The organism is Kosakonia sp. HypNH10, assembly GCF_029850615.1.
GTDB lineage: Bacteria > Pseudomonadota > Gammaproteobacteria > Enterobacterales > Enterobacteriaceae > Kosakonia > Kosakonia cowanii.
The window spans coordinates 945,090-965,776 of sequence record NZ_JAOTIU010000001.1 but is presented as its reverse complement, the minus strand read 5'-3'; the positions used below and the strand labels follow the sequence as shown (position 1 = coordinate 965,776).

Annotated in this window: 19 protein-coding genes and 1 tRNA gene; 11 read left to right on the top strand and 9 right to left on the bottom strand. The window is 52.8% G+C overall.

Annotation, left to right across the window (positions count from 1 at the left end; translation table 11 throughout):
* Window positions 1-495, bottom strand: a complete 495-nt coding sequence (ppiB, locus tag N7V53_RS04700; RefSeq protein ID WP_023479044.1) for a peptidylprolyl isomerase B — start codon at window positions 493-495, stop codon at window positions 1-3.
* Window positions 496-669: 174 nt separating this feature from the next.
* On the opposite strand from ppiB, the gene cysS reads away from it, so the two are divergent.
* The gene (gene cysS, locus N7V53_RS04695) at window positions 670-2,055 is read left to right on the top strand and encodes a cysteine--tRNA ligase (protein WP_139965484.1); all 1,386 of its coding nucleotides are present in this window, start codon (window positions 670-672) and stop codon (window positions 2,053-2,055) included.
* A gap of 127 nt (window positions 2,056-2,182) precedes the next feature.
* Here cysS and N7V53_RS04690 read toward each other — a convergent pair whose 3' ends face one another.
* From N7V53_RS04690 to folD, 4 genes are all read right to left on the bottom strand, one after another.
* A complete protein-coding gene (locus tag N7V53_RS04690; protein WP_279792386.1) occupies window positions 2,183-3,199 on the bottom strand; it encodes a substrate-binding domain-containing protein in 1,017 nt (338 codons plus the stop codon).
* 66 nt (window positions 3,200-3,265) lie between these two features.
* Entirely contained in the window at window positions 3,266-4,768 is a 1,503-nt protein-coding gene (locus N7V53_RS04685; protein WP_279792385.1) for a PTS transporter subunit EIIC, read from the bottom strand.
* Between the two features lie 727 nt (window positions 4,769-5,495).
* Window positions 5,496-5,708, bottom strand: coding sequence for a ribosome-associated protein YbcJ (gene ybcJ, locus N7V53_RS04680; protein ID WP_023479056.1), 213 nt, complete (start codon window positions 5,706-5,708; stop codon window positions 5,496-5,498).
* A 1-nt stretch (window position 5,709) separates the two neighbouring features.
* Window positions 5,710-6,576: a bifunctional methylenetetrahydrofolate dehydrogenase/methenyltetrahydrofolate cyclohydrolase FolD gene (gene folD / locus N7V53_RS04675; protein ID WP_279792382.1), complete on the bottom strand. Its 867-nt coding sequence runs from the start codon at window positions 6,574-6,576 to the stop codon at window positions 5,710-5,712.
* Window positions 6,577-7,091: 515 nt separating this feature from the next.
* Here folD and fimA point away from each other — a divergent pair.
* From fimA to sfmF, 5 genes are all read left to right on the top strand, one after another.
* On the top strand, window positions 7,092-7,646 hold the full coding sequence (fimA, locus tag N7V53_RS04670; protein WP_279792381.1) for a type 1 fimbrial major subunit FimA: 555 nt from the start codon (window positions 7,092-7,094) through the stop codon (window positions 7,644-7,646).
* Between the two features lie 94 nt (window positions 7,647-7,740).
* Window positions 7,741-8,427 (top strand): type 1 fimbria chaperone FimC, encoded by a 687-nt coding sequence (gene fimC, locus N7V53_RS04665; protein ID WP_279792380.1) that lies wholly within the window; start codon window positions 7,741-7,743, stop codon window positions 8,425-8,427.
* Between the two features lie 21 nt (window positions 8,428-8,448).
* Window positions 8,449-10,974, top strand: a complete 2,526-nt coding sequence (gene fimD, locus N7V53_RS04660; protein WP_279792378.1) for an outer membrane usher protein FimD — start codon at window positions 8,449-8,451, stop codon at window positions 10,972-10,974.
* A 4-nt stretch (window positions 10,975-10,978) separates the two neighbouring features.
* Window positions 10,979-11,974 carry a type 1 fimbria D-mannose specific adhesin FimH gene (gene fimH, locus N7V53_RS04655; protein ID WP_279792377.1) on the top strand — a complete coding sequence of 332 codons (996 nt, stop codon included), beginning with the start codon at window positions 10,979-10,981 and terminating at the stop codon, window positions 11,972-11,974.
* A gap of 9 nt (window positions 11,975-11,983) precedes the next feature.
* On the top strand, window positions 11,984-12,484 hold the full coding sequence (gene sfmF / locus N7V53_RS04650) for a fimbria assembly protein (RefSeq protein WP_279792376.1): 501 nt from the start codon (window positions 11,984-11,986) through the stop codon (window positions 12,482-12,484).
* Window positions 12,485-12,536: 52 nt separating this feature from the next.
* On the opposite strand, the gene fimZ is transcribed toward sfmF, so the two are convergent.
* On the bottom strand, window positions 12,537-13,169 hold the full coding sequence (gene fimZ, locus N7V53_RS04645) for a fimbria biosynthesis transcriptional regulator FimZ (protein WP_023479072.1): 633 nt from the start codon (window positions 13,167-13,169) through the stop codon (window positions 12,537-12,539).
* Window positions 13,170-13,781: 612 nt separating this feature from the next.
* The gene (locus N7V53_RS04640) at window positions 13,782-14,507 is read right to left on the bottom strand and encodes a response regulator transcription factor (protein WP_071789467.1); all 726 of its coding nucleotides are present in this window, start codon (window positions 14,505-14,507) and stop codon (window positions 13,782-13,784) included.
* A gap of 357 nt (window positions 14,508-14,864) precedes the next feature.
* Here N7V53_RS04640 and N7V53_RS04635 point away from each other — a divergent pair.
* Both N7V53_RS04635 and N7V53_RS04630 read left to right on the top strand, forming a co-directional pair.
* A tRNA-Arg gene (locus N7V53_RS04635) sits at window positions 14,865-14,941 on the top strand.
* 184 nt (window positions 14,942-15,125) lie between these two features.
* Entirely contained in the window at window positions 15,126-15,593 is a 468-nt protein-coding gene (locus N7V53_RS04630; RefSeq protein ID WP_023479051.1) for an Hsp20 family protein, read from the top strand.
* Window positions 15,594-15,675: 82 nt separating this feature from the next.
* Here N7V53_RS04630 and N7V53_RS04625 read toward each other — a convergent pair whose 3' ends face one another.
* Complete coding sequence (locus tag N7V53_RS04625) at window positions 15,676-15,909, bottom strand: YnfU family zinc-binding protein (RefSeq protein ID WP_308810495.1); 234 nt, start codon at window positions 15,907-15,909, stop codon at window positions 15,676-15,678.
* 287 nt (window positions 15,910-16,196) lie between these two features.
* Here N7V53_RS04625 and N7V53_RS04620 point away from each other — a divergent pair, with 287 nt between their 5' ends.
* From N7V53_RS04620 to N7V53_RS04610, 3 genes are all read left to right on the top strand, one after another.
* Window positions 16,197-16,418 (top strand): hypothetical protein, encoded by a 222-nt coding sequence (locus tag N7V53_RS04620; RefSeq protein ID WP_023479079.1) that lies wholly within the window; start codon window positions 16,197-16,199, stop codon window positions 16,416-16,418.
* Between the two features lie 281 nt (window positions 16,419-16,699).
* Window positions 16,700-18,103 (top strand): 6-phospho-beta-glucosidase, encoded by a 1,404-nt coding sequence (gene ascB / locus N7V53_RS04615; RefSeq protein WP_279792373.1) that lies wholly within the window; start codon window positions 16,700-16,702, stop codon window positions 18,101-18,103.
* Window positions 18,104-18,226: 123 nt separating this feature from the next.
* Complete coding sequence (locus N7V53_RS04610; protein ID WP_279792372.1) at window positions 18,227-20,110, top strand: glucose PTS transporter subunit IIA; 1,884 nt, start codon at window positions 18,227-18,229, stop codon at window positions 20,108-20,110.
* A 147-nt stretch (window positions 20,111-20,257) separates the two neighbouring features.
* Here N7V53_RS04610 and N7V53_RS04605 read toward each other — a convergent pair whose 3' ends face one another.
* Complete coding sequence (locus N7V53_RS04605) at window positions 20,258-20,662, bottom strand: H-NS family nucleoid-associated regulatory protein (RefSeq protein WP_023479043.1); 405 nt, start codon at window positions 20,660-20,662, stop codon at window positions 20,258-20,260.
* Window positions 20,663-20,687: the final 25 nt, after the last annotated feature.

The window sequence follows — 20,687 nt, the reverse complement described above, 5'->3', positions numbered from 1 at the left end:
TTACTCGCTGACGTCCACGCTTTCGATGATCACATCTTCTTTCGGAACGTCCTGGTGCATGCCGCTGCGACCGGTAGAGACCGCTTTGATTTTGTCGACTACGTCCATACCTTCAACCACTTCTGCGAAGACGCAGTAGCCCCAACCCTGCAGGTTTTCACCGCTGAAGTTCAGGAAGTCGTTGTCCGCGACGTTGATGAAGAACTGTGCGGTTGCGGAGTGCGGAGCCTGGGTACGCGCCATTGCCAGCGTGCCACGGGTGTTTTTCAGACCGTTGTTAGCTTCGTTTTTGATCGCGTCTTTCGTGACTTTCTGGTTCATGCCCGGTTCAAAACCGCCGCCCTGAATCATAAAGCCGTTGATCACACGGTGGAAAATCGTGTTGTTGTAGAAACCTTCACGGCAGTAGTCCAGGAAGTTTTTAACTGTTTCAGGCGCTTTGTCATCAAAGGTTTTGATTACGATATCGCCGTGATTAGTGTGGAAAGTAACCATTATTGCATCCTGTTCTGATAGTGTGGTGCGTAGACCCGCGTTTGGGTCAGAGATAGTGGCTTGTTATAGCATAACCGCGAGGCTGGATCACCTTGCAAAGTGAGCTGCTTCGGGTTTGAATTACAGGTAATATATACGGTTTTCACGCACACACACGTCTACATGGAATCTTCGATGTTAAAAATTTTTAATACACTGACGCGCCAAAAAGAGGAATTCAAACCTATCCATGCCGGGGAAGTCGGCATGTACGTGTGTGGTATCACTGTTTACGATCTCTGTCACATTGGTCATGGCCGTACTTTCGTCGCCTTTGACGTTGTCGCGCGCTATCTGCGCTTCCTCGGCTATAAGCTGAAGTATGTGCGCAATATCACCGATATCGACGACAAGATCATCAAACGTGCCAATGAGAACGGCGAAGATTTCGTTGCGCTGGTCGATCGCATGATCGCCGAAATGCACACCGATTTTGACGCACTCAATATTCTGCGCCCGGATAACGAACCGCGCGCGACGCACCATATTCACGAAATCATTGAGATCACCGAGAGCCTGCTGGCGCGCGGTCACGCCTATGTGGCGGATAATGGCGATGTGATGTTCTCCGTGCCAAGCGATCCGCATTACGGCCAGCTTTCGCGCCAGGATCTTGATCAACTGCAAGCGGGCGCACGCGTTGAAGTGGCAGATATCAAGCGCAACCCGATGGATTTTGTGCTGTGGAAGATGTCGAAGCCGGGCGAGCCGAGCTGGCCGTCGCCGTGGGGCGAAGGGCGTCCGGGCTGGCACATTGAGTGCTCGGCGATGAACTGCAAGCAGCTGGGGTCGCATTTTGATATTCACGGCGGCGGATCGGATCTGATGTTCCCGCACCATGAGAACGAAATCGCTCAGTCGACCTGCGCCCATGATGGCGAGTACGTTAACTACTGGATGCACTCTGGCATGGTGATGGTAGACCGCGAGAAGATGTCCAAATCGCTGGGCAACTTCTTTACCGTGCGCGACGTGCTGAAGTATTACGATGCGGAAACCATTCGCTACTTCCTGATGTCCGGCCACTACCGCAGCCAGCTTAACTACAGCGAAGAGAACCTCAAGCAGGCCCGCTCGGCGCTGGAGCGTCTCTATACCGCGCTGCGCGGAACCGATGCTTCGGTGGCGGCTGAGGGCGGCGAAGCCTTTGAAGCGCGCTTTATTGAAGCGATGGATGATGACTTCAACACGCCGGAAGCCTACTCGGTGCTGTTTGATATGGCGCGTGAGGTGAACCGCCTGAAAACGGAAGATGCTCATTCAGCAAACGCGCTGGCGTCACATATGCGTAAACTCGCGGGCGTGCTGGGTCTGCTGGAGCAGAACCCGGATCTCTTCCTGCAGAGCGGCGCGCAGGCGGATGACGGTGAAGTTGCAGAGATTGAGCAGCTTATTCAGCAGCGCCTGGACGCGCGTAAAGCGAAAGACTGGGCGGCGGCCGATGCCGCGCGCGATCGCCTGAACGAGATGGGCATTGTGCTGGAAGATGGCCCGCAGGGCACCACCTGGCGCCGTAAGTAATCCCGCAAAACGGACAGCCGCTCGCGCTGTCCGCTTATCGAAGCCGCCATCCGTGCTGTGCCGGATGGCGGCTTTGCTTTATCCGGCCTCAGTTATTCACTGGCTTTATTTTCTCCCGCCGCTTGCGTCAGGCGGATTCACGCACGATAAGCTGCCCGGAGAGAGTAATGCGCTGCGTCTGTAACTGCGGCTCTTTGAGCTTGCGCATCATCAGCCCGGCGGCCTGGCGACCGCTCTCTTCGCTGGCGGAGGAGACGTAGGTAAACGCTGGCGAGGTGAGATTGATGTGCAGCATATCTTCAAAGCCGACCAGCGCCACCTGCTGGGTCAAAAAAAGATCTTTCCCGACGGTGCGCCCGGTGTGATGGATGCCGCTTATTGAGCCAATCATCGCATCGGGTGAGTGGCAGAGCAGGGCGGTAATGGTGTTGTGCTGTTCAAGCAACTGCCGGGTCGCGCGGCTGGCGGCCTCGGTGTCGCCGTGGCAGGCGGGCGTCGCGCCGTCGCGCAACATCAGGCCATGCTGCGCCATCGCGTGGCGAAAACCGAGCAGCCGCTGCTGGCGGATCACATCCCCTTCAATACCGCCAATATAGGCAATATTGCGATGACCGCGTTCAATCAGATAGCGGGTCGCCAGCGCGGCGGCCTGGCGGTTATCACGCATCACCAGATCGCAGGGCTCCTCCAGCAGCGATTGCGAGACCACCACCAGCGGCAGCGCGCACTGTTGCAGCTGCGCGGGCAGAGTGAGTGACCGCGTATCACACGAGAGGTAAATCACGCCCGCCACACCCTGCTGTTTAAAGGAGAGCAGGCTGCGTTCAAGATGCTCGCCATCATTCAGCGGCTGGCCGAGAAAGACCATAAAGCCGTGCTTTTCCAGCTCCTGCACGATGCTGGCCATCACTTTGATTGAGAAGCTGTCGCTGAAGTCGCGCAGGATAAGCCCGATAAGATTGGAGGTGTTGGCGCGCAGGTTCGCCGCCGCGACGTTATGCACATACCCGAGTGCGGCAATCGCTACCTGCACTTTTTCGATGGTCGCGTCAGAGATTTTCCCTTTTTGGCGCAGCACCAGCGAGACCGTGGAAACGGAGACGCCCGCGTGCTTTGCCACATCAATAATGCTGACTTTCTTCAACGCTGCTCCCTGTCGTTAATGTTGCTCAGCCGGGCCTGACACGCCGGTGCGTGCCAGGCCGTTATCTTATGCTTTGCCGATCTGCGTGGACATGCTCTGGGCAATAAATTGTGCCCTTGCGCCAAAAATGACCTGGATGCCGCTGTCGCCGACAAACACCACGCCGCGCGCGCCAAGATTATTCAGCCCATCTTTATCCACTTTCTGGCTATCTGCTACTTCCAGACGCAGACGGGTGATGCAGGAGCCGACAGAGGCGATATTGTGCGCGCCACCCAACAGGCCAATGATTTCGCCCGCCAGTTCGTTGTCGGTTTTATCATCTGCCGTTGCCGTTACGTCCGTGCGCCCCGGGGTTTTGACATCAAAACGACGGATCACAAAGCGGAAGGTGAAGTAGTAGATCACCGCCATCGGGATACCGACAATTACCGCATTCAGGTAGTTAGTTTGATAGCCGTTAAACGACGGCAGGATGCCGAACGACAGGTAGTCGATAAAGCCTGCGGAGAAGGATTTGGCGATATGCGCATGCAGCAGGTACATCGACATATAGGCCAGGCCCGCCATGATGGCGTTAAAGACGTAGAGGATTGGTGCCACAAAGATAAAGGTGAACTCAACCGGCTCGGTGATGCCCGTCAGGAAACAGGTCAGCGCGGCGGAGAAGAGAATACCGAAGGCGATCTTTTTGTTGCGCGTATGCGCTTCGTGATACATCGCCAGACAGGCCGCCGGCAGCGCAAACAGCATCAGCGGGAACTCGCCCTGCATAAACTTACCGGCGTCGTGGTAGCTGTCACTGCTGAAGGATTTCACACCCTCTTCCAGCATTTTGAACCAGATTGTCTGATCGCCGTGGATCACCTGGCCTGCCTGAGTGGTGTAATCGCCAAATGAATACCAGAACGAAGGGTACCAGATATGGTGCAGGCCCAGCGGGATCAGCGCGCGTTCGACCAGACCGAAGATAAAGGTCGATGCCGCCTGGTTATCGCCATTGACCACCACCGACAGCGCATCAATACCGGCCTGAATATGTTGCCAGACATAGGGCAGCAGCAGGCCGAGCAAGAACGAGAGAAAGGCGGTGGCGATAGCGACAAAACGCTTACCGGAGAAGAAGCCGAGAAACTCCGGCAACTGCAAAGTATGGAAGCTGTTGTAGCACCAGGCGGCGAGAATACCGCAGATAAGACCGCCAAAGACGCCCATCTGTAAGGTCGGGATGCCGACCACCATCGCATATTTGCCGCCCTGCGAGGCCATCTCTGGGGTAATGCCGAGCATGGTGCCGATGGTGATATTGGTGATAAATACCGAGACCGCCGCCGAAAGCGCAGCAATACCCGATTCCGAGGCCAGGCCGACCGCAGAGCCAATGGCGAAGAGCATTGGCAGGTTGTCAAAGATGACGCCACCGGCATTCATCATTAACGGTAGGTGGAATTTATCGCCGAAGGCCAGTAACAGACCCGCAGCGGGTAGTAGCGAGATGGGCAACATTAATGCGCGACCAATCATCGACAATTTAGAGAGCGATTTAACAAATCCAGATATCAGACTCATGCTGACTTCCCCCGAAGTTGCGCGTTTTGCGCGTTATTTTTGTTAGTAGAACGTTTTAGTAGAACGTTCTACTTATCGTGAGATAACTCTTAAAACGCCGCAACAGAAATTTAGTGTTCAGCCAGAGGAATTGGTGATTCTTTGAGGTTGATCGGTAATTGACCGTTATCGATGAGGGGTATTGGATGGGCGTTGGGTGGGCATTGCCGGATGGCGGCTGCGCCTTATCCGGCCTACGCAGATCGAATCACCATGCAGAGATCGTAGGCCCGATAAGCAAAGCGCCATCGGGCAGAATCGCCGCAGGATGCAAGCGGGGAAATTGTCGGCCCGATAAGCAAAGTGCCATCGGGCAGAATCGCCGCAGGATGCAAGCGGGGAGTTGTAGGCCCGATAAGCAAAGCGGCATTGGGCAGGATCGCCGCAGGTTGCAAGCAGGGGAGTTGTAGGCCCGATAAGCGCAGCTCCATCGGGCAGAATCACCGCAGGATGCAAGCGGGGAAATTGTAGGCCCGATAAGCGCAGCGCCATCGGGCAGAATCGCCGCAGGATGCAAGCAGGGAAATTGTAGGCCCGATAAGCAAAGCGCCATCGGGCAGAATCGCCGCAGAGGGCAAGCAGGGAATTGTCGGCCCGATAAGCAAAGCGCCATCGGGCAGAATCACCGCAGAGGGCAAGCAGGGAAATTGTAGGCCCGATAAGCGCAGCGCCATCGGGCACAGAAGGGTTACGCGGTTACGGTGACGCTCTGTCCGTCAAAGGTCACGGTTTGCCCGGCGACAATTTTGCAACGCTTACGCGTTTCAACCACGCCGTCGACCTTCACATAACCGTCGGCGATAACGATCTTCGCCTGCGCGCCGCTCTCGCTCCAGCCTTCCAGTTTCAGCAGATCGCACAGCTCAACGTGCGGGTGTTTACCAAGGGAAAATGTTGCCATCTTAATTGCCTTTTACATCGTGATATTCTTCACACGCCTGCAGCGTGTTCTGGATCAGGGTTGCCACGGTCATCGGACCGACGCCGCCGGGAACTGGCGTAATGTAAGCGGCACGCGCAGCGGCCTCTTCAAACACCACATCCCCGACCACTTTGCCATTTTCCAGCCGGTTGATGCCGACATCCACGACAATCGCGCCCTCTTTAATCCACTCGCCGGGAATAAAGCCCGGTTTGCCCACCGCGACAATCAGCAGATCAGCATTTTCCACATGCTGGCGCAGATTTTTAGTAAAGCGGTGCGTTACGGTGGTCGTACAACCGGCCAGCAGCAGCTCCATGCTCATCGGGCGGCCAACAATGTTCGACGCGCCAATCACCACGGCATTCAGGCCGAAGGTGTCGATGTTGTAACGCTCAAGCAGGGTGACGATCCCGCGCGGCGTGCAGGGACGCAGACGCGGCGCACGCTGACACAGACGTCCGACATTGTAGGGGTGAAAGCCGTCTACGTCTTTATCGGGCGCGATACGTTCCAGCACTTTAACGTTGTCGATGCCCGCAGGCAGCGGCAGTTGCACCAGAATGCCATCGATTGCGCTATCGGCGTTGAGCTTATCAATCAGACCCAGCAGTTCGGCTTCGCTGGTGGTTTCCGGCAGATCGTAAGAGCGGGAGACAAATCCCACCTCTTCGCACGCTTTGCGTTTACTGCCGACATAAATTTGCGATGCCGGATTGCTGCCAACCAGAACGACGGCCAGGCCCGGCGCGCGAAAACTGGCGGCAACGCGGGCACGAACTTTTTCAGCAACCTCAGAGCGCACCTGCTGCGCAATCGTTTTACCATCAATAATTTTTGCTGCCATCAGGGAGAAAATCCATCTGTTAAATTGACTAAAGGGGATGCGCGCTATTCTGTCAGAAGCACGCCGCGCTGTCAGTTACCGTTTGTGGATTTCACTTGCGAAGCAGCAACAAGGGAAAGGTCCTGGGCTTGATTTAACAAAAAACAAACAACTCATCACCCCTAAGAAACATAAGGTTAAGCCTGCATCTATGCGGTACTCGCCCCTATTTCAGATGACATAAATAAAATATGGCAGGGCTGTTTCTTATATCTTCTTAAGAAACCACTTAGGGGAAATGCAGCATTTGTGTCTATTTTAAAATTTGCCACAGGGCTAATTTAATAGGGCAGCAAGTAATCATGATAATTAAATAACTTTACTTCATTTTACTTGACCAGGTGAAAATACGAAATAAGGACTATTTCGTATATATTTTCATGGAAGAGAATATCTTTTGGGCATTAAATGCCTTCGGTTATCAGCGAGATTTGTCAGGATGATGAAAATTGCTGGACGAATTATAAGGATATGATATGAAAACAAGACCCATAGTTATTTCGCTTGCAGCGAGCATGATGCTGTTTTCCGGCTTAGCGCAGGCCCGCGCACCGGTCGTTATTCCGGGAGGTAATATTCATTTTGAAGGTGAACTGGTACAGGTTGCCTGCGCGATTAGCGTGCAGTCGAACAGCCAGACCGTTGCCATGGGCCAATATCACACGACCTTGTTTAGCAATGTCGGTGACACGACGCCTCCGGTGCCGTTTACCCTGACGGTGAATGATTGCGATCGCAGCGTTGCCACGCAGGCCTCTGTCGCGTTTGCAGGCAAGGCCGATACTGTCGATCCGACGCTGTTAGCGCTCACTGCGGGTGCCAGCGGTACTAGCGCGACGGGAATTGCCATCGAGATCCTCGACAGTAATTCCGAAACGCTGAAGCCCGACGGCGCAACTTACTCCGTTGCGCAAAATCTGGCGAGTGGAAGCAATACGTTGCAGTTCGCCGCCCGTTATAAAGCGACCGCGGCAGAGGTGACGCCAGGTTCGGCCAATGCTGACACGATGTTTATTATGAAATACGAATAAGAAATGGGGGACAGGAGGCTACACTCTCAGGGATGAGTTCTTGTGGACATCTGTTTATTTTGTCTTGAATGTTCTTATTACAAGAAAGTTGACCATGCAGAATTTATTACGAATGGGTATTGCGGCTATTTTTTTTATTTCCAGTACCGTAAGTGCTGAAGGTGGAATTTCTTTAGGCGCTACGCGTGTTATATATCCTGCCGAAGCGAAACAGACCTCGCTCGCGGTGAATAATAGTGATAACAAATCCCGGTTTTTGATTAATTCATGGATTGAAGATGAGCAGGGGCAGAAAATAAAAACATTTGCTGTTACCCCGCCATTATTTGTCAGTGAACCAAACAGTGAAAATACGTTACGAATTATTTATGTCGGTCCACCGCTTCCCGGCGACCGCGAATCACTGTTCTGGCTCAATGTCAAAGCGATTCCCTCGGTGGAAAAGGAGAGCCTGGCGGGCAAAAACGTGCTGCATTTGGCGATTTTGTCACGCATCAAGCTCTTTGTGCGCCCCTCAACGCTCACCGATCCGGTGCAAGAGGCACCGGAGGCGCTGAGCTTTGCGCTCGAGGGGAACACCCTGAAGATCACCAATGCCTCGTCCTATTATCTTTCGCTGGTGAATATGCATATCAACCAGCGGAAGGTTAACAACGTCATGGTCGCGCCAAAAAAGAGTACGCAGGTGGCGCTGCCGTCCGATGCGCGGGGCGATCTCACTTTTCAGACAGTCAATGACTACGGTGCCGTTACGCCAGTCAGAACAGTTAGCCTGCGTTAGACGGGCGAGTGGTAAACCTTTATGACCATAAAATTTCCTCCGCGCCGGTTCGCGCTCTCGGTGCTGGCCGCGCTATGTCCGCTGGATCTCTATGCTGAACGCTACTTCAATCCGGCTTTCTTATCTGACGATCCCGGCTCGGTCGCTGATTTGTCGCTGCTGGAAAAAGGGTATCAGCGCCCGGGCAGTTACCGCGTCGATATCTGGCGCAACGATGAATTTATTGCCACGCAGGATATCCGCTTTGAGCGCAGGGCGAACAGCGCTGCAGGCGAGGCATCGGGCGGGTTAATGCCCTGTTTTTCAGCAGCGCTGTTAGAGCGGATCGGCGTCAATATGGCTGCATTTCCTGCGATGAATTTACAGCAGGATCGCGACTGTATTGACATAAGCCAGACTATCCCCGGGGCACAAACCGCCTTTACCTTTTCAACTATGCGGCTCGATATCGGCCTGCCGCAGGCATCAATGCATCTTCGCGCCCGCGACTACATTCCACCGGAATCCTGGGATGAAGGCATTCCCGCTGCATTGTTTAATTACAGCTTTAGCGGCAACCACGGCACGCAGAGTGACAGCTATTTTTTTGCCCTGCAGAGCGGGCTGAATTATGGCCCCTGGCGGCTGCGTAATAATGGGGCCTGGCGCAGCGCAGGCGCTGGCAGCAGGCGCTGGGAAAATATCGCCAGCTGGTTACAGCGGACAGTTGTACCGCTGAAAAGCGAGCTGGTGATGGGTGACAGCAACACGCAAAATGCGCTGTTTGATAGTATTGGTTTTCGCGGGCTGCGCCTCTTTTCGGCAGACGCCATGTACCCCGATAGCCAGCAGGGCTATGCGCCCACCGTACGCGGCATTGCGCGAACGCCTGCGCGGCTCACCATTCGCCAGAATGGCTATGTCATCTATCAAAGCATGGTTGCCGCCGGGCCTTTTACCATCACCGATCTCAATCCAACCTCCTCCAGCGGCGATCTTGACGTGGTGCTGGAGGAGAAAGATGGCAGCCAACAGCGTTATAGCGTGCCCTATTCGACGCTGCCGCTGCTGCAGCGTGAAGGACGCATCAAATATGATGTGGTGGCCGGGCGCTATCGCAGCGGTAATCGTCAGTACGCTTCACCCTTTTTTACCCAAGGGACAATCGTTGCGGGTCTGGCAGATGGCTATACCCTTTACGGGGGGACGCAGCTTGCCGGGGATTACGCTGCGTTTGCCAGCGGTGCAGGCGTGAATCTGGGCGATCTGGGGGCACTCTCACTCGATCTGACCCATGCGCGCAGCCGCCTTGCCGAAGACCGTAAAGAGCAGGGCGAGTCGCTGCGCTTTATGTATGCCAAATCTCTCAATCAACTTGGTACGCACTTTCAGTTTCTGGCGTGGCGCTACTCCACGCGCGGTTTTCACACCCTGGATGAGGTGGCTTATCCGGCCAGCAAAACCGCGGGCGGCGAAGTGAGGCCATCGGGAGAAGAGAGTGCGAACAAAAAACGGCGCGTGCAGGCCAATATCACCCATAGCTTTACTGATTACGGATCTCTCTATCTCTCCGGTATGCAGCAGACATATTGGGATAAATCGAGTAGCCGACGCTGGTTGCAGCTTGGCTATGCCGACGGCTGGCGAGGGATGAGCTACGCCCTGTCGTGGTCATGGAGCTACGCTTCCGGCGACAGGCGGGCGGAACGTATCGCAGCGCTCAATATCTCTGTTCCTTTTAGCGCCCTGGGCTTTGGAACGGGCGGGGGGGCGGCGCAAAACGTCTACGCCAGCGCCAATTTCAACCGCAGCAGCAGCGGGCAGTCCAGCTGGCAGACCGGCATTGGTGGGACACTGCTGGACGACGGTAACCTCAGTTACAACCTTAATCAGGGGAGCAGCAATTCCCGCGGCTATAACGGCAGTGCCAACGCGCACTGGCAGGCAGCATGGGGCAGGCTCAATCTCGGCTACAACTACGATAAACAGCAGCGTGACTATAACTGGCAATTCGGTGGCGGCGCGGTAGCCCATGCCGATGGCCTCACGTTTGCCCAGCCGCTTGGTGATACTAATGTGCTGATAAAAGCGCCGGGCGCGCAGGGGGTAAGGATTGAGAATCAGCCCGCCATTACGACCGACTGGCGCGGTTACGCCGTCGTCCCTTATGCCACCGTTTATCGCCATAACCGCGTGGCGCTCGATACGGCTACGCTCAGCGATCACACCGATATTGAGAGTAATGTCGGTAGTGTTGTCCCCACCCAGGGCGCGTTAGTGCGCGCCAGTTTCACCACCCGCATCGGCGTGCGTGCACTACTTACCGTCATGCTTGCCGACCGGGCGGTTCCCTTTGGATCGCTGGTCACTGAGCGCGACAGCGGCGTCAGCAGCATGGTGGGCGAGGAGGGACAGGTCTTTTTAAGTGGATTACCGCTGCGTGGGGAGCTAATGGTGCAGTGGGGGGAGCGCGATCATGAACGCTGTTTCGCCCCATACGCCTTACCAGAAGCCAGCCTGCAGCAGCCCATCACCCTCGCCAGTACATACTGTGTCAGTAAAGGATAACGCGATGCGATCGATTTTTGCCGGCGTGTTATGGCTTGCGGCAACGCAGGCCTTCGCCGCCAGTTGTTACAACGCCAAAGGCACACCTACCGATATTTCTTACGATTTGTCGGACAGCTTCGATAGCAGCAGTAACCAGTTAAATAAAGTGCTTACGCGATCGGAGAAATCAGCGTGGATCGGCGTACGGGCAATCTGCCCGGCGGGTACCCGACAAACCCATACCTACCGCAGTTACGTGACGCGTTTTCCGGTGGAATTTACTGCGCACGGTTATCGTTATCTGCAAATTTCCCCGCATTTGCAGGCGGCAATGCGCATTCACGATAGCTACGCCGGTGAGTTTTATCCGCCGGGTAACTATATCCGCATGGGGAGGGAGCCGAATGTGGCGAAGCAGCGCCCATTTGGCGTGATGGATTCGCAGCTGACGCTTAAGCTCCGGGTAACCGAGCGCTTTATGAACCGGGTGACTATTCCGCAGCAGACCCTCTTCACTGTGTATGTCACCACTGGCGTAAACGATCCGCTGATCACGCCGGTCTACACCATTAGCCTTGGCGGCGTGGTGGAAGTTCCGCAGCGCTGCGAGGTGAATGCCGGGCAGGTGGTAGAGTTTGATTTTGGCGATATTCGTGCCGCGCTGTTTAGCGAGGCCGGAGCAGGGAATCGCCCGCGCGGCGTGACGCCGCAAAGCCGCACGGTTTCCATCAGCTGTACCAATGTTAACGCCCAGGCAAATATCTCGGTGCGGCTCGAAGCGGAGAAGTCGGACAATCACATTCTGCTCTCAGATAATCCGGATTTAGGCTTTGTCGTCGCCAATGAATCTGGCCAGCCCTTTACGCCCAATAATATTTTCAGTGTGATCCCGCTTCAGCTCGATAAGAACGCTGCGGCACGGTTCGGCATTCGTGCCTGGCCCGTCAGCGTTACCGGCAATAAACCGGCGGAGGGGCCCTTCAGCGCCCGCGGATTTTTACGCGTGGAATATAATTAAGGAGCCGTAATGTCCCGCTTTTTACACGTTGTCTTGCTGCTCGGCTACGGGCTGAATGCTGCCGCTGCGCAAACCAACATTGAGTTGCGCGCCAGAGTTATTAACGCCGGATGTGCGGTGGAAAGCAGCGATAGCCAAAAAACGGTCTCGTTAGGACGCTGGCCGATCAGGCAGTTGCAAATGGCAGGACATATCACCACGCCGGTCGCTTTTTCGTTGAAATTGAAGGGGTGTCCGCCGGGAAGTGTTTCGATAACATTTTCGGGAAAAGCCGCCAGCAATCCTGCATGGTTAGCGCTTAGCGACAGTAAGATGGCGCATCAGGTGGCGATTCAACTGCGTGACCACGATCTGTCGCCTTTAGATCTTGAGGTGCCCAGCCAGGCAATTATCGTGGATGGTAATGGCAATTCGCTTTTGCAGTTTTTTGCCAATTACATTGCGCTGGTGAATAATCCCACGCCTGGTATTGCTAAATCAGATGCCACGTTTACCATTAATTATTATTAAGCTTTCTTTTTAAAAGAGTGTCTAAAAAAGGCCGCATCTGTTGCGGCCTTTTTTATAACAGCTCGTGCGCCTTGGCATAATCAATCAACTCAACGATGGTATGAACGCCAAGCTTAGAGAAGATATTTGATTTATGGGCGCTAATAGTTTTGTTGCTAAGTATCAATTGCTCCGCAATCTCTTTGTTCGAAAAACCGTTAGCCAGGTAGCGTAATACCGTGACTTCGCGATTAGAGAGCGGCATATCCCGTGTTTCCCCTTTTCGTTTGCCGGGATGATTAATGTAATTAAGAGTTTCAGAAGGAAAGAAAGAGTATCCGGCAAGAATCATCTTTACCGCATTATAAATATCATTGAGATCTTTTCTTTTGCTGACGAAACCATTCGCGCCTGCGCGGATTGCACGTGCGGCATAAAACGACTCTGATTTTGAAGAGAGAAAAAGCACGTTGACATCTTCTCTTACTGCTTTGATTTTTCTTAATAAAGTAAAACCATCAGTCTTCGGTAATTCAATGTCAAGAATAACCAGATCCACCTTATTGGCGCGAATAAAATCAAGCGCACTGCGGCTGTCATCTGTTTTCAGAACGACGTTCACATTCTGGCTTTTCTGCAACAGAACTTCTATCGACATCCTGACGATAGGATGTTCATCCATAATAATGACGGAAGCCGGTTTCATCTTTTTTAGCCTCTGATTGTTTTTTTATGCCTCGTCTACGCAGGTGTGCCACAGACGTTAAGAGGAGTAATTGCCGTTGACGTTTTCTGTGACGAAGATAATTTTCATGGGAAAACCGGTAGCATCCTTGTGTCTGCCAGACTATTTTCCCTCGCAGACTGCGAAGGGGAAAAATAATCTATTCCGGATTAACGCAAGAGAAATGGCATGCGAGTTAATGCGCTAGATCAATTATACCTGGTAAGTATGTATGGAGAGGTCTTATGAGTTAGCGTGAGTTATTTGCCGACAGGAAATCCTGAGGAATAAAAGAGCATAAAAGATATTTGAATCTATCTGTTATCAATTTTTCTTGTTTTAGGGAATTATGATTTTTACGGCGAGCAAAACAAAATAACAAACTAATTGTTTTCGACCTGTTAAGAAGATGAGCGGCATATTATTCGCAGCTGGCGTGAGCAAAGCATTGTGGAGAGCGGATACCAGAGAAAGACGGGTGCTTTCTCTGGTCCCAGGATTAGTTTTAATTGTGATCTTTTTGTTAAAAAAGATCTGACCAGGTGCGCTTTCTGCTCTCTTTTACCCATAAGACAAGCTGAGGAGAGGCTTCATTCATAGCGTCGGGTGATGCCTGTTGAGGGTCAGACGATGCAGGAGATGAATAAGACTTTGTCGATCGGGGAGGCCAAGCAGCTTAAGTTGGGTATTGAGTCGGTAAACAACGCGATGGTAAGGGAGGTTAAGTTGTCGTGCAATGCGTTTCATGGTTAGTCCTCGCGCCAGAGAAGAGAGAATTTTCCACTCTGTGGCTGGAAAGAGCGGAGCGTGAATACTTCTTTCAGGGGGCACCAGCAGTGCCTGGCGGAACGGAACAACGGAGAGATCGCGAGCAATGACATGAAAAGGGCCTGCTGCGCGCAGAAAGCTCATTTGTGCCGGATCGTCTTTTGAGGTTAAGAGATAGATATGCAGACCGCGATTACATAAGTTGGGCTGCCGCAGGGTTTCCAGCGCCTCCAGCCGGGAGGTAGTCAGGGTCTCCATATCCACAATTAAGTGCGACAGATAGGGTTCACAAAGCTGATGGTTTGCCATCTCAAGCGATGGAAAGACTGCATTTCGTTTACCGGAGAAGAGGCAACTGCGCCAGGCATAACTCAAATAGTGATCGGTGGAGATTAGCGTCTGGCTAATCATATATTCCGGCAGTGCGAAATTGAGTTGCTGGACGAGTTGTTCCAGCGTATCAAAAAGGGGAGGCGTTGCGCCCCGGTAAGGTAGAACCCGATGTGTCGGTTTATCGCTGCGATGTTTTTCTCTACGGATACGTTTTCGCATTTTTCCCTCGCCAACGTATTTTATTCTTCGGCTAAAACGCCCTGTCCATTCAGGCTTTGCCAGCAGCAAACACACACTGCATGTCCTGTTTTATGCCCTGTTAAGATCAACATTTTTACAATCTGATTCATGCAGAAACAGGTACAGATACTTAAAGCTTCCTGAGACATTTCCCAAGAAGTAAGGCAGGGTTAAGGCGGGGACGTAGGCGTAACGTCGCATAAACTGGCGGATTGCCGGGAAAACGCGCAGGCGCGTTCACTTCGCAGGCAACCAGCCTAAAATACATTGACTCACCTGGTGCTCACCGTATAATTCCAGGCGTTTCCACCGTAAAGGTGGTGGCATTCGCGTAATGCGCCCTTAGCTCAGCTGGATAGAGCAACGGCCTTCTAAGCCGTAGGTCACAGGTTCGAACCCTGTAGGGCGTACCATCTTCCCGCCGCTCCCGGCACCGCGTACTGTTTTCCCCCACTGCTTTTTCTGCACATCGCGCAGCCGCAAAAAAATTTTTTACCCACTCTTGAAAAACGTGCCGTCGGCATTATTTTTATTAGCGGACAAGCAAGGCTTGCCTGTAACTTGAGCTTTTGAATTGATTATTCAGGAGGTTAACTTATGGCACTCAGAACCTTGTCAGCACTCCCTGGCTTTTCAGATTCGCTTTTTGCCGATCGTTTTAATCGTATTGATTCGCTTTTTAGCCAGCTCACCGGCAACACGCCTGTGGCGGCGACGCCTGCCTACGATCTGAAAAAAGTCGATGCCAATAACTACCTGTTGCACGTCAGCGTGCCTGGCTGGAAGGAGGAGGAGCTGGAAATCGAGACGGTAGGGGGCAACCTGCATATTTCCGGTAAGCGCAGTGAAGAGGCTTCCGAGGAGGAGCAGGGCTGGATCTATAAAGGCATACGGCGTGCGGATTTCCGCCTCAGCTTCTCGCTGCCCGATCATGCCAAAGTGAGCAACGCGAAATTAGAGAGCGGCATTCTGGAGGTCTCCATTTACCAGGAGATCCCGGAGAGTGAAAAACCCCGCAAAATCGCTATTGAGAATAGCCAGAAGGTGATTGAGCACCAGGCATAATCGTGACGTTTTTTTCTTAAATCACATGTTTTAAGGCCCGCCCGTGCGGGCCTTATTTCTCTCACCAAAGGTGAGAGAAGACTCAGCTTGTCGCCTGAGCGAGGGCGTTTTTATCTTGATGGAAAATTTTGCTGCAGTGCGGGCACATTAACATTGCCCCTTTCTGGACGCGGGAGAAACTGTGTTCGGAATGTTGTGAGCAGTGAGGGCAGGAACATTTTACGAGGTAGTTACGGCGGCTTTTGGCATCTTTGCGTTGTGACATAGATTTTTTCCTGATGAATGGCCGGCAACCATACACGATTCTGCTGCGCATAGCTCGATATCATTATCTTTATTAATAATTTAGCGCTCAGACGCCTCCAGGATAAATCCCAATATTGCGCCAGGGTTTTAATATAACGCTATGATTTGACTAGCTATCATCATTAACCCCTATTAACCCTGATAATGTTTCTGCGCCGCTCTGCCCGAGCGGCTTTTTTTTACTCCTTTACCTGCCAGGCGGTATTTTTATTCACATCTTAAAGGGATGTGATTGCATCCTGCTGCACCTGATGGTGTTATATCCGACCACTGGAAATGAAATTTGAGGAGCAAACAGTGTTAGAAGGATATTTTGATCTCGATGGCGCGACCGGCAATGACGCGCTGGAAAACAGAAAACGGTTACTGGCCGTACAGGCAGCGCTGGAAATTTCGAAAGCGGCTGTCTCTGCAACCACGGCAAATTCCGGTATTCGCAGCCAGATGGATTTACGTAATGTTTCGCAAGAAGTCGCTACGCTTGCCGATGCTATCCAGGATGCGTTAGAAGCAGATTAACGCTTTACCCCCGCATTGATGAAGCAGCCCGAATGGGCGTCTTCATCAATTTATCGTTATTTTACTCTCTCCCCTTATCCTTGATTATCATCACATTTCCCGTTTTGAGCGCTTGAGCCAAATAATGGGATTCGTTATAAAAGTCCACCCGGATCGTCATCAATAAACCGAGCGAAACCTGATCCCCTTAATGCCTGCTGGCGTTAAGGGAATCAGGTTTTTTTTCGCCTGTCGTTCGACGTTCCGCGTCGAGGCGCTATGACAACAAGGAGAGAGAAGCGATGAAAATGGTATTTCCCGACGGGTTTTTATGGGGGGGAGCGGTCGCTGCCAACCAGATCGAGGGTGCCTGGAATAAGGGGGGAAAAGGCGTCTCAACCGCCGATCTGCAACCCGGGGGAATCGATAGCGAGATTGCCGTGCGTCCGGGCACAAATGGCAATCTCAAAGATATCGCTATCGATTTTTACCACCGCTACCCGCAGGACATAAAACTCTTCGCTGAAATGGGATTTACCATCCTGCGTACCTCGATTGCCTGGGCGCGAATATACCCGAACGGTGATGAAACGGAGCCGAACGAGGAGGGGCTGGCATTCTACGATCGGCTTTTCGATGAAATGGCGCAGCATGGAATTCAGCCGCTGATCACCCTTTCACATTATGAAATGCCCTTTGGCCTGGTGAAAAAGTATGACGGCTGGAGCAGCCGGCAGGTTATCGATCTTTTTGAACGTTACGCGCGCACGGTGTTTACCCGTTACCGCCATAAAGTGAAATATTGGCTCACCTTTAACGAGATCAATATGACGCTGCACGCCCCTTTTACCGGCGCAGGCTTGATGGGTGAGCGCAGTAAACAGGAGATTTATCAGGCGCTTCATCATCAGCTGGTCGCCAGTGCGCGGGCCGTCAAAGCGTGCCATGAAATCATTGAGGATGCGAAGATCGGCTGCATGCTGTTGGGGGCGGTACGCTACCCCATCAGCTGTAAACCGGAGGATCTTTTGCAAGCGCAGCAGGAGAACCGCGAGTGGCTTTTCTTCGGCGATGTTCAGGTGCGAGGGGAGTACCCGGCGTGGATTGCGCGCTATTTTCGCGAAAATAACATTACGTTGTGTGTGACACCGCAGGACAGGGACGATCTCAAAGAGACCGTCGATTTTGTCTCCTTCAGCTATTACATGAGCGGCTGTGCGGCGGCACGGCCCGACCTCTATCAGCGCGGCCACGGCACGCTCCTCAATATGATCCCCAACCCCTTTCTCCCTGCGTCGGAGTGGGGGTGGCAGATCGACCCTAAGGGCCTGCGTTTTCTGCTCAACGAACTCTACGATCGCTACCGTAAGCCGCTCTTTATCGTGGAAAACGGCCTTGGTGCGAAAGATGTACCGGAGCTGGATGGTTCGATTCAGGATGACTATCGCATTCACTATCTTCACTCCCACCTGGTGGAGGTTCGCGAGGCGATTGAAGATGGCGTTGAACTGCTTGGTTACACCAGCTGGGGGCCGATCGATCTGGTCAGCGCCGGAACGGGACAGATGTCAAAACGCTACGGCTTTATCTACGTCGATCGCGACGATGGCGGTAACGGCAGCCTGACGCGTCAGCGCAAGAAAAGCTTTTACTGGTATCGCGATGTGATCCACAGCAACGGTGCCACGCTGAGCGAGCCGATTTAGTCAGGTATCCCTTGTTACGCTACAACGGCCATCGCTGCACTGCGATGGCCCTTTTGCTCACTCGTCAACGGACAGCGGCGACAAACGACGTTTCAGGTTGTTTGATAAAACGGAAGAAGAAGAATGAATTGCACGGTTCTCGCAGACAATATTCTGCGGATGGTGGGGGGCGAAAGTAACGTCGTAACGGTAATCCATTGCGCAACGCGCTTACGCATCACTGTTATCGATAATCGCAAAGTGAAACTGGCGGAGCTCAGGGCGCTGGATGGCGTACTTACCGTTGTGAGTGAGGGCGATCGGTTACAGGTCGTTATTGGCAATCGCGTGGCGAAAGTGTTCCACGCCCTGAGCGTGCGCTGCGGTTTAATCAGCACTGAAAAAAAGAGCGGGCAGTATGAAGGGGCGGGCTGCGCGCAGCTGGTGAGGTGGCTCGATGGTCTGGCCGATATAACGATGCCGCTTCTGGGCATCATGATGGCCGCAGGGATCCTGAAAGGTATTCTCATCATGTGTGTCGATGCCGGATGGCTGAACCCTGGCAAACAAAGTGCCGTAACCCTGTTTGCCATTGCCGAAAGCCCTTTCAACTTTCTGCCCATCTTTCTCGCTATCCTCTGCGCGCGTAAATTTAAGGCCAATCTGTTTATTGCCGTCGCGATGGCGGGCGCTTCTCTCTCGCCGCTGGGCATCGGGCTTTCGGCAGGCGGGCAACAAGAGGCTTTTCCAGGGCTACCGTTCAGGATAATGAACAGTAGCGGGGCGGTGATCCCGGTCATTGCCAGTGTCTGGTTAATATCGCGCGTTGAGCGGGCCATCGATCACTATGTTGACGCGGCAAAAAGCGCCACAGTGACGCCCTGTTTCCTGATTCTTATTGTCGTGCCCTTAATCTTACTGCTCCTCTTTCCGGTGGGGGTGAGTATAAGCCAGGCAATTAGCGCACTATTTAGTGCGCTTTATAACTTCAGCCCCATTTTTACCTGCGCGCTAATGGCGGCCGCCTGGCCGCTGCTGGTGATGTTCGGTATTCATCAGGCATTTATTATGCTTTTTATTAATGATATTTCGGTGATGGGGCAGAGTTTTTTGCTGGCGGCGTGCGGCCCGGCAATATTTGCCTGCTCCGCTATGTTGCTGGCGGTCAATCTGCGTACCCGTAACACTCAATTGAAAGCATTGACCCGCAGCGCAATTATTCCTTCGCTTTTTGGTTTCAGCGAACCGGCTATTTATGGCGTAACGTTAAAACGTAAGAAAATGTTTATATGCGTGCTGGTGGTCACGGCATTTGGCGGTGCAATGGTTGGCTACGGCAAAAGTTTTGCTATCACTATGGCAATGCCTGGGCTACTGACATTCCCGGTTTTTTATGGCGAAGGCTTTATCACCTTTATTCTTGCGTGCAGCCTCGCATTTGTAGGCAGCCTGGGATTAATCCTGCTGACAGGGGTTGAAGAGAGTTCGCTGCCGGTGAGTCAGGTGGAATCTTCAGGCGGGGAAAATATAGCGGTAAGGCCTCCTCCGCCTCCACCGAAACCGGTTTCTGATATTACAGAGCAAATTATCGCCCCGGTTTCAGGCGAGGTGATCTCACTTGCCCAGGTCAATGATGGCGTCTTTTCTGCAGGAAGTGTTGGGCCGGGTTTTGCGATTATTCCGGATGAAGGACGCGTTTATTCGCCGGTGGATGGTTATATCGCCACCACATATGCCAGCAGGCATGCAATACGCATCTGCTCTAACGCCGGGGCAGAGATCCTGATTCACGTCGGGATTAATACCGTACAGCTGGGCGGGAACTATTTTTGTGTCGAGGTACAAACGGGAGAGGCGGTAAAACAGGGACAACTATTAATGACATTCGACCTGCTGGCTATCGCCGCGGAAGGTTATGACACGGTAACGCCTGTCATCATCACCAATAGCGAAGCCTGGCGCACATTAGATGCCAGCGAAAAACCGCGCTCGCGTAGCGGTGAGCGAAGCTCTGCATTATCGGTATAAATTTTTGGCACAGGGAAAGAGGGAGATCTGCGCAGGCGCTATTTACTACAACCCTGATAAAAACAGGTGTAATGCCGTATTTGCAAAGGAAATGAGGACGTTGCAGAGCAGATAAAAAAGAGGGCGATATTATTATCGCCCTGCCTTTTAGATGGAGAAGTCTTCCAGCTTTTTGCCTTCTTCCAGCGCCTTCGCGATGACTTTCGGCGTACGGCCCTGGCCGGTCCAGCTTTTTTCGGTGCCGTCTTCGTCAATATACTTATATTTAGCAGGACGCGGTGCGCGAACGGATTTGGTTTTAGTCGCCTGACCTTTCAAAGAGGATAAAAGTTCGGTTGGGTCGATACCTTCATCCAGCAACTTCTGACGGAATGCCGCCAGTTTAGCTTCTTTCTCTTCCTGCTCTTTACGTAAAGAAGATTCTTCTTCGCGGCGCTCTTCTACAACCACGGACAATTTTTCCAGCATTTCTTCCAGCGTTTCGAGCGTAACTTCACGCGCCTGAACTCGCAGAGTGCGAATGTTATTTAACGATTTAAGTGCTTCTGACATGATGTCACTCCGTGTGCGGGTAAAT